This window comes from Microbacterium sp., from assembly GCF_041909575.1.
Classification (GTDB): Bacteria; Actinomycetota; Actinomycetes; order Actinomycetales; family Microbacteriaceae; genus Microbacterium.
On record NZ_JAYRDE010000149.1, the window covers coordinates 807 to 5,772 of the forward strand.

At 66.3% G+C, this 4,966-nt stretch carries 8 protein-coding genes and 1 tRNA gene; 5 read left to right on the forward strand and 4 right to left on the reverse strand.

Features of this window, described 5'->3' with window-relative positions:
* Positions 1–69 precede the first annotated feature (69 nt).
* Positions 70–160: transfer RNA gene (locus ACE3O1_RS14550), tRNA-Ser, on the forward strand.
* A gap of 106 nt (positions 161–266) precedes the next feature.
* On the opposite strand, the gene ACE3O1_RS14555 is transcribed toward ACE3O1_RS14550, so the two are convergent.
* Positions 267–1,409, reverse strand: a complete 1,143-nt coding sequence (locus ACE3O1_RS14555; protein WP_374316255.1) for a tyrosine-type recombinase/integrase — start codon at positions 1,407–1,409, stop codon at positions 267–269.
* Positions 1,402–1,998 (reverse strand): hypothetical protein, encoded by a 597-nt coding sequence (locus tag ACE3O1_RS14560; protein WP_374316257.1) that lies wholly within the window; start codon positions 1,996–1,998, stop codon positions 1,402–1,404. The genes ACE3O1_RS14555 and ACE3O1_RS14560 overlap by 8 nt, the downstream gene beginning before the upstream one ends.
* Before the next feature lie 113 nt (positions 1,999–2,111).
* Here ACE3O1_RS14560 and ACE3O1_RS14565 point away from each other — a divergent pair, with 113 nt between their 5' ends.
* The 4 genes from ACE3O1_RS14565 to ACE3O1_RS14580 all read left to right on the forward strand — a co-directional run bounded on the left by ACE3O1_RS14565 (position 2,112) and on the right by ACE3O1_RS14580 (position 3,925).
* A complete protein-coding gene (locus tag ACE3O1_RS14565; RefSeq protein ID WP_374316259.1) occupies positions 2,112–2,342 on the forward strand; it encodes a hypothetical protein in 231 nt (76 codons plus the stop codon).
* Entirely contained in the window at positions 2,317–2,607 is a 291-nt protein-coding gene (locus tag ACE3O1_RS14570; RefSeq protein WP_374316261.1) for a glutaredoxin family protein, read from the forward strand. Before ACE3O1_RS14565 ends, ACE3O1_RS14570 begins: the two co-directional genes overlap by 26 nt.
* Positions 2,604–3,584, forward strand: a complete 981-nt coding sequence (locus tag ACE3O1_RS14575; protein ID WP_374316263.1) for a hypothetical protein — start codon at positions 2,604–2,606, stop codon at positions 3,582–3,584. Before ACE3O1_RS14570 ends, ACE3O1_RS14575 begins: the two co-directional genes overlap by 4 nt.
* A 68-nt stretch (positions 3,585–3,652) precedes the next feature.
* Positions 3,653–3,925, forward strand: a complete 273-nt coding sequence (locus ACE3O1_RS14580) for a hypothetical protein (RefSeq protein ID WP_374316265.1) — start codon at positions 3,653–3,655, stop codon at positions 3,923–3,925.
* Positions 3,926–4,132: 207 nt separating this feature from the next.
* Here ACE3O1_RS14580 and ACE3O1_RS14585 read toward each other — a convergent pair whose 3' ends face one another.
* Positions 4,133–4,696, reverse strand: a complete 564-nt coding sequence (locus tag ACE3O1_RS14585) for a recombinase family protein (RefSeq protein ID WP_374316267.1) — start codon at positions 4,694–4,696, stop codon at positions 4,133–4,135.
* Positions 4,693–4,966: hypothetical protein (locus tag ACE3O1_RS14590; RefSeq protein ID WP_374316269.1), on the reverse strand; the 274-nt coding region annotated here is incomplete at its 5' end. The genes ACE3O1_RS14585 and ACE3O1_RS14590, both read right to left, overlap by 4 nt.

Sequence of the window (4,966 nt, forward strand, 5' to 3'; positions counted from 1 at the left end):
TGGGGTGGCTCGGCGCGGAAGGTCGCCGCCGGTTCGCGGCATCCCCAGGTCTGTCGTAAGATGGACGACGGTGACGTGTCCGAGCGGCCGAAGGTGCAACTCTCGAAAAGTTGTGTAGGGTAACCCCCTACCGTGGGTTCAAATCCCACCGTCACCGCCACCGGAACCCCCGCAGAACCCTTGGCAACACTGGGCTCGCGGGGGTTTCTTCTTGCTCGGAAACGCCAGGTGTGAACAAAGTGTGAACAACCGCTCCTGGTGACTGTTCACAGACTGGGGCCGGACGGGCCCGGAGGGAGCATCGGGAACGGCCCGGCAGTCGGCGGGGTCGCCCGGGTACGCGCACGCTCGAGTGCGTCTGCGACGGCATCCAGGTCATCCTCAAAGAGGTCAGCGTAGGTGTCCAATGTCATTGCGGCCGACGCGTGTCCAAGCATTCGCTGGACGGCCTTGGGGTTCGCGCCAGCGCTGATCGCCAGGCTCGCAGCGGTGTGCCGCAGGTCATGCGGGGTGACGCGGGGAATCGTCGGGTCCTGCTTCTGGGCGCGTCGGACCGCGGTGGCGAACCAGCCGTCTTGAGAGTTGGGTAGGCGGAGGTGGTTGTCTCCATCGCCGAAGATCAGTTGGTCGTACCGTTTGCCGGCGAGGGTGGATTGCATCATGCCGTCGAAGAAGTTCGGGTAGCGCACCGACCGGGTCGCGTGAGTCTTCGGTGTCCCCACGTGAAGGGCACCGTTGACGAGGACAGCGTTCTCGCGAATGGTGACGCGTCTGCGTTGAAGGTCCACGTCTCGTACTCGGAGGCCGGTTGCCTCGCCCCATCGAAGGCCGGTGTAGGCGAGGAAGAGCACGACTTCTGGGTAGAGGGCTTGTCGCGCGACAGTCGCAACTTGATCATGCGTGAGGTAGACGCGTGCCTTTGCACGCTTGCGGGGGAGGCGGATGCCGCGGGCGGGGTTGTCGGAGATGCGTCGGTCGCGGACTGCGATGTCGAGGATCGCGGCAAGGATCCCGTACGCGCGGATGACAGTGACCGCGCCGCGGTGACCCGCGAGCTGGGTGACCCACGCGCGCACGTCACTGTGCCTGATGTCCCCGACCCGACGATCGCCCCACTGAGGTTCCACATGGATTCGCCAGCAAGATTCCAGTGGGTGGAATGAGGAGGGCTTGAGAACCGCGGCTTGGTCTTCCAGCCATATCGTCCCGAGTTCCCCGACAGCAACTCGGGCATCGGTGGGGTCGATGTATGAGTTCTCGGTCATGGCGACCGTGACGGAGGCAAGGAACGCTTCCGCGTCGCGCTTGGTCTTGAAGCCCCGTTTGCCTGCCTGGCGGTGGTCGGGCTTCCGGTACCGGACGACGTAGCGCTTCCCGCTGGGTGTGTCGTAGCTGTGGATGCTACCCATCTGCCTGGCGGCCGACGGCGTAGCTCATGCCCTCGAGGCGACCAGCTGCGCGTGCCTTTGCGGTCCAGTCGGACGCCGTGCGGTGCGAGACGTTCAGCTCGCGGACGATCGCGCGCACGGGCGGCGTGCCGGCGAGCGCGGCGGCGCCATAGACGATCTCGATGACGTCCATGCGGGCTCCGTTTGGTCCGCGCTTCACGACGTCGGCGGCGAGCCAGTCGGGGATGAGCCGCCCGTCTTGTGTCGAGAGCTCCGCGACTGTGAGCCATTCAGCGTTTGGGTTGTCGCTCAGCGTGAGCGCGATGCAGTGGGGTGCAGCTTCTTGGACGATGGCCTGCACGGTCACTTGGCGCAGCGCGTTGGCATTGATCTCGGTCGTGTCATCGCTGGCGCGGACGGAGACCGCGGTGGTGACGTAGCGCCCTTCGGCAGCGATGTAGCGCGCCTCGATCCGTGTCTCGATGGACCTGGACTGGTCCGTCGCGGTGGCGGCAAATGCTGGCGCGATGCGGAGTCCGGATCCCACTGGCTGCACGGCTGCCTTCGCAGTCATGGGTTCGCCTTCGAGCGTTCTCACGTCGACCTTCACCTCCTCAGTATGTCTGAGTGCGTCAGCAATTCGCAGAACCTGCTCTTGCAGAGTGTAACAGAATCTGCTTCACTCATGTTAAATCACGACGCAGAATAGCGACGGAGGTTCTCATGATCGAAGAAGGTCAGCATTCGGGCCGCGTCCTCTCACACGAGTTCGCTACTCCGCTCCAAGTGGTGGAGCTGCTCCCGGGACTCACCGAGCACACGCTTGCGCAGTGGAGGTACCGCCGCGAAGGACCGCCCTACCGCAAACTCGGCGCGCGCATCCTCTATCCGATCGACCTGCTCGACCAATGGGTCGAGGAGCACGGCCATGGCGACCCCGACCAGCAGCAGTGACCCCCGACCTCCAGTGCGAGTGACCGTGTACACTACCGGACCGCAGTGCATGCAGTGCAAGCTCACGACCAGGCTGCTCGAGAAGCTCAAGATCCAGTTCACGGTCACGGACCTTCGAGAGAACGACGCGGCACGTGAGTACGTGACAGAGGACCTCGGCTACTCGCAGGCGCCCGTCGTGTGCGTCGACGGTGAACCCGAGCACCACTGGTCTGGGTTTCGGGACGATCAGATCAAGCGACTCGCGCCGGCGGCGGCATCATGACTGACGAGTTGCCGGACGCGGATGACTCCGCGAAGGAGATGGCCCGCAAGGCTGCTGAGCGCGAGTACAAGCGCGAGTGGCGCCGGCGTAACGCCGAACGGATTCGGGAGTATCGCGCTGTGTACGACGCGACGAATCGCGAGCACGTGCTGGCGCAGAAGCGGGAGTACATGCGGGGCCGCAATGCCCGCCATCGCAATAAGAGGGTGCAACGCGAGCGCCGGCGGGTGTACGCGCGGAAGTACTACGCAAAGAACCGCGACACGTATCTCGACTATCAGCGCGCGGCTCGCGCCAGGCGGAAGGCGGAGAATCCCGAGCGCTTCCTTCGGTTGTCTCGGGAGAGCCAGCGCCGGTGGCGGGACGGCAATCGGGCGCGGGTGAATGCGTGGCAGCGCGAGCGCTACGAGGCTGATCCTGTGGCGGGGCGGGAACGGTCAGCGCGGTACTACGCCGAGAATCGTGACGCGGTCCTGGAGAGGCGACGGCTCCGGTGGGCGGAGAATCGCGAGGAGTCGTTGGTGAAGCAGCGTGAGTATCGAGCGCGTGAACGTCGGCGTCGCGAGTGGGGTCTCCCAGCGCGCCGGATCCATCGCGTGCGCGCGGCCGAGCGGCACGCCAACGAACAAGCCGCGCGGGACTTCTTCACCCGCGAACGCACCCCGGACGAGCTCGCTGCGATCCGCGGAGACGCCCCCACAGATTCTGCTGACCTTGCACGATGGGAGCGTGACAGCGCTCGAGCTCGTGCTGGTTCATACCTCGCCGAACTCACCGCCAGCCGATCGCGAGCGGAGGAAAGCGCCCCGCCGAAGACCGCCGCTGTGTTGGCGCGCGAGGCCGAGGAGGCGCGCATGGACGAGATCGCGCGGCGCATCTACGACCGCCTTAGGCAGCATCCCCGTCGGCAGGAAGCCGTCGACCCCGCCGCCCCGCTCTACGGCAATCCTCCCCGCACGTCGGGGCTGAGCCGGTGATCACCGATCCAGCAACCTCCCCGCCGCCACCGGCGATGCGGGGCACAATCGTCCCGAGAGGACACCTCATGATCGATCGCGCACAGGCCGAAGCCGCCACCTACCGCATCGCGTTTGCCGCTTTGACCTTCTACCCGGACAAGCCCGGGGTCGAGCCAGGGTTCACGATCGACGAGGACCTCGAGTGGGCGCTGCAGCCTGTCCTGGATCTCCCGCCGACCGAGTTCGACCTCGTGCGAGATGTTGCCCGCGCCACGATCGCGGACCCGACGGGCCACCGCGAGAAGCTGACTCGCCTCCTTGCCAAGCTCGCCGGGGAGGATGATCCCGATGTCCAGTGACACGCTCCTGGAGTTCGGCGTCATTGCGGCCGTGCTCATTCCTGTGCTCGTCGTCTGCGCGCTACCCGTTGTCGTGGTCGCGGGTACACGCCGGGGCGTTCGCGTCGGGTTACAGGGGTTGGCTATACTGACTGCGCTCAGCTGTCTGGGACTCGCGATCGCCGCGATCCTCGGTACGAGCAGTGTCGATCCCGGACTATTTGCCGGCTAGCTGGGCCGGGGCGGAGCGAGGGCACGCTGCACGGCGCTAGGACTGACCCCGATGACGTTCGCGATGTGCGCGATCGACCGGTGCTGCCGCCGAAGCTCCCTCGCGACAGCGAGTCGCTCCGGGCTCATCACCGACGGCCTCCCAGGGCGTCTGCCCTCCGCCTCGGCACGCTCCATACCCGCACGGGTGCGGATGCCAACCAGCTCCCCGCGTAGCGCGTTCAGAGCGATGAGCAGCTCTCGCGGATCGGTCGCCGACGCGGTGGAAGCCAGCGCAGCTTCGGCCATTGGATGAAACCCCACGCCGCGACCGGTCAACTCAGCCACGGTCTGCACGAAACCCGTCAGCCCGGGTCGCAGGCGTGCAGCTCGGGTCACGATGAGGGTGTCGCCGGGCTTCAGCGTGGCGAGGCACAAGGAGAGTTCGGGCTGATCACGCGCGGTAGGTTGACCTCGGTCGACGAAGACCGTCTCCGCCCCGGCATCGAGGAGCGCACGCCTTTCCGCCTCGTGATCCGGCGTCGCGCCAAGCGGGCGTGAATAGCCGATCGACCGCGTCATCTCGACGGACCACGAGTGTCAGGGGTGCCTGCGGCAACGATCGGACCCGACGCAACTTCGGGTGCGGGAGTTTGGAGCGATTCGCGCAGCTGCACGAGATACTCCGCCAGGCGTGCTTCGAGCCCTCGGGTCACCTTCGAGCCTGCCGGCACCGCGAGGTGCGGTACGACCTCGCGGATCGCGCGACCATGCAGGTCAACCAGGCACGACGTCAGCTGCGCCGGCGCCGGGCGCAGTGTGCGGGAGAAGCCGGTCACTCGCTTCAGCTCG